Annotated in this window: 3 protein-coding genes and 1 pseudogene; all 4 read right to left on the bottom strand. The window is 33.9% G+C overall.

All coding sequences use genetic code 11. From position 1 onward, the window contains the following. A pseudogene (locus BD31_RS03790) lies at positions 1-222 on the bottom strand (hypothetical protein); the annotation flags it as partial. A gap of 193 nt (positions 223-415) precedes the next feature. Next, positions 416-1,162: a CBS domain-containing protein gene (locus BD31_RS03785; protein ID WP_158641222.1), complete on the bottom strand. Its 747-nt coding sequence runs from the start codon at positions 1,160-1,162 to the stop codon at positions 416-418. A gap of 76 nt (positions 1,163-1,238) precedes the next feature. Next, a complete protein-coding gene (locus BD31_RS03780) occupies positions 1,239-2,048 on the bottom strand; it encodes a matrixin family metalloprotease (RefSeq protein WP_008298808.1) in 810 nt (269 codons plus the stop codon). A gap of 79 nt (positions 2,049-2,127) precedes the next feature. Further along, the coding region (locus BD31_RS03775; RefSeq protein ID WP_008298806.1) for a hypothetical protein at positions 2,128-2,318 on the bottom strand (191 nt) is incomplete at its 5' end.

Here is a 2,318-nt window from a genome sequence, read left to right as displayed (position 1 = left end):
CCCAAATTTTAAGACAAAATTTCCAGATGAATCAAACTTTTGTACTCGGTTGTTGTTGGTGTCAGCTACGTAGATGTTTCCTGCACTGTCAACTGCAACTCCACTTGGCGCATCAAAATTGCCATTACCAGAACCTAGCGAACCGAACTCATAGTCAAAAATAGGTTCAGCGTAAATCCATTCGGCAGTTAGCATGACGGACATAGAAAGCAAAATAAGCAAAAGGAAGATATTGCTTGAAATCAATTTATACCAATGGTCCTTAAAAACAGATGACAGTCTATACATGGTAATCAAATATGATTGGAATTTTTTGCATTATAAGATAGGGGCGATTATCAGTCATGGCGAAGGCTATTGTGGAATAGATTATGAAATAAATGGTTTGATCATGAAGTTTTTGATGCATGCTTATCTATTTCCCATCCATCACTTCAAAGAATTTTGTTATTATATCCCATGGAGAGATTATCTGTCCATTTGAAATTGCAGCATAGTGATTCTCATTTAGCATGTTGTGAGCAACGTCTGTAATTTTAGAGTCTGGATGAATCTCTCTTGCTGTTTTTGGATTAAATGATTTTGCTTTGACAGACAGAAAATTGGGAGTTTTTCTAAGAAAATCAAATTCATCGCAAATAGCACCAACTATTATTCTATCACTTAACACATCTGCAGTATTTTCAAGAACCAATCTTCTGACTTTGTGATGAAACATTTTATCAAGAACAGCAATTACTGTATCATCATTACTGTATGTGATAGTTGGTTTTTTTGGAATTTCTGAAATGGTGTTTGGTAGATCATACAAATCAACTAATCCCAACATAGAATTAATTGAGATCGAGGAAAATTTATCCCCGTCCTGAATTGCAGAATATGCAAATCTTGATTTCTTCCATTCGTTTAGAATATCACGCAATGTGTTTCTGGATGAAAACACTACAAAGCGATCTCTTTTTGGTAAATCTTTTACTGTTTTTTCTTTTAATGCTAAAGATGTGGGATTTTTAATAATAAACTCTAGTAATTGCCGACTTGCAAAATAACCAATAATTTTGTTGTTTTCCAATATTGTTATACCATCAGAAAAAGTGTTCAAAGTCAGTGCTAGAAACGAAGAAGAAAGCCATACAGGGGTATCAGATTCAAGCGATCTCATTGAAATATTCTTGATGCATTTTGGCAAATACTGAATTTTTGTATCTAAAATCATTAGTTTTGTCTCATACCGTCAATCATTTCTCACAGACAACATTACTTGAGTCCCCCCCCCCATCATACAAATGAGATATAGCATCCAAATCACAATCTGAAATGTACGGATAATAGGTAGTAATTACAGGATACATAAGATCTTCAAGAGCAGTAGAATGTGCTAATCCAAATCCATGACCTAATTCATGTCGCAAAATAGTTTTAAGATTTTCAATAGAAAGTTTATTGACATCATAAATGGTTATGGTGGATTTTAAAATCTGGTGATTGGCCTCATCAACAATAGAATTAGTATATCCAGAATAACCATCAGGGGATGACATATCAGTAAGCATGATTACAATGTTACCAGTGCTTTCACCATTATCTACATGAAAGTGAAGGTTTTTGACAATGTTGAATTTAGTGTCTGACGTAATGCTGTTTAGCGCACCATGCCATCCCTCATAGTAGACGGAGGTTGTTCCTGCAGGTCCTTTATGCATTAAATTATCATCAATTTTAATTTCTTTATCAGACATGATCACGCTTACAATAGCATTTACTTTGTCCGGTGTAGCAAATTTGCTATCCAATAAATGAATATGAAATGGCGCATCAACAGGTATTCTCCATGATGCCCATGTATCCACAGTGTCCCCTCTCAAGTTTTGAATAAGATATTGTGTTTTAAATCCATCATCATCAACCCCTGCAAATTGTATGGGGGAGATTATGGGACTTAAGTATAGCATGCCACCACTAACTAGTACAACCAATATTGTTGCAATAATCATTACTTGTTTTTTATTTTGTATTTGCAGTTTTTTGAAAGATTTTTCATGTTTCATTTCATTTATCTGATCAAATGTTTTTGTTACGGTATTTACAGAATGGGTTCTTGTGTTTTCTTTTATCTTATCAGATGTGTTAGCCGCAATTTTTTTGCATGTTTAAAACTGCAGAATTTGCCATAGTCATTAAATTCATGGTGATTGTAGTGGCAGTTGCCTTTAGATTTTCTGATTCTTTTTCTGCAGTTCTTTTGAGATTCAATGTTGTAGTTTTTGCAATTTCTTTTAGATGTGAAGAACCTATTTGTGCACTTCTTTTTAGATTTT

Source organism: Candidatus Nitrosopumilus salarius BD31 (assembly GCF_000242875.2).
Classification (GTDB): domain Archaea; phylum Thermoproteota; class Nitrososphaeria; order Nitrososphaerales; family Nitrosopumilaceae; genus Nitrosopumilus; species Nitrosopumilus salarius.
The sequence above is the reverse complement of the archived record's forward strand: the minus strand, read 5'-3'. Positions and strand labels throughout refer to the sequence as shown.

Bases quoted from the DNA above. Each gene is read 5' to 3' on its own strand.
- BD31_RS03785 (WP_158641222.1), bottom strand. From the start codon at position 1,162: ATGAGATCGCTTGAATCTGATACCCCTGTATGGCTTTCTTCTTCGTTT.
- BD31_RS03780 (WP_008298808.1), bottom strand. From the start codon at position 2,048: ATGAAACATGAAAAATCTTTCAAAAAACTGCAAATACAAAATAAAAAA.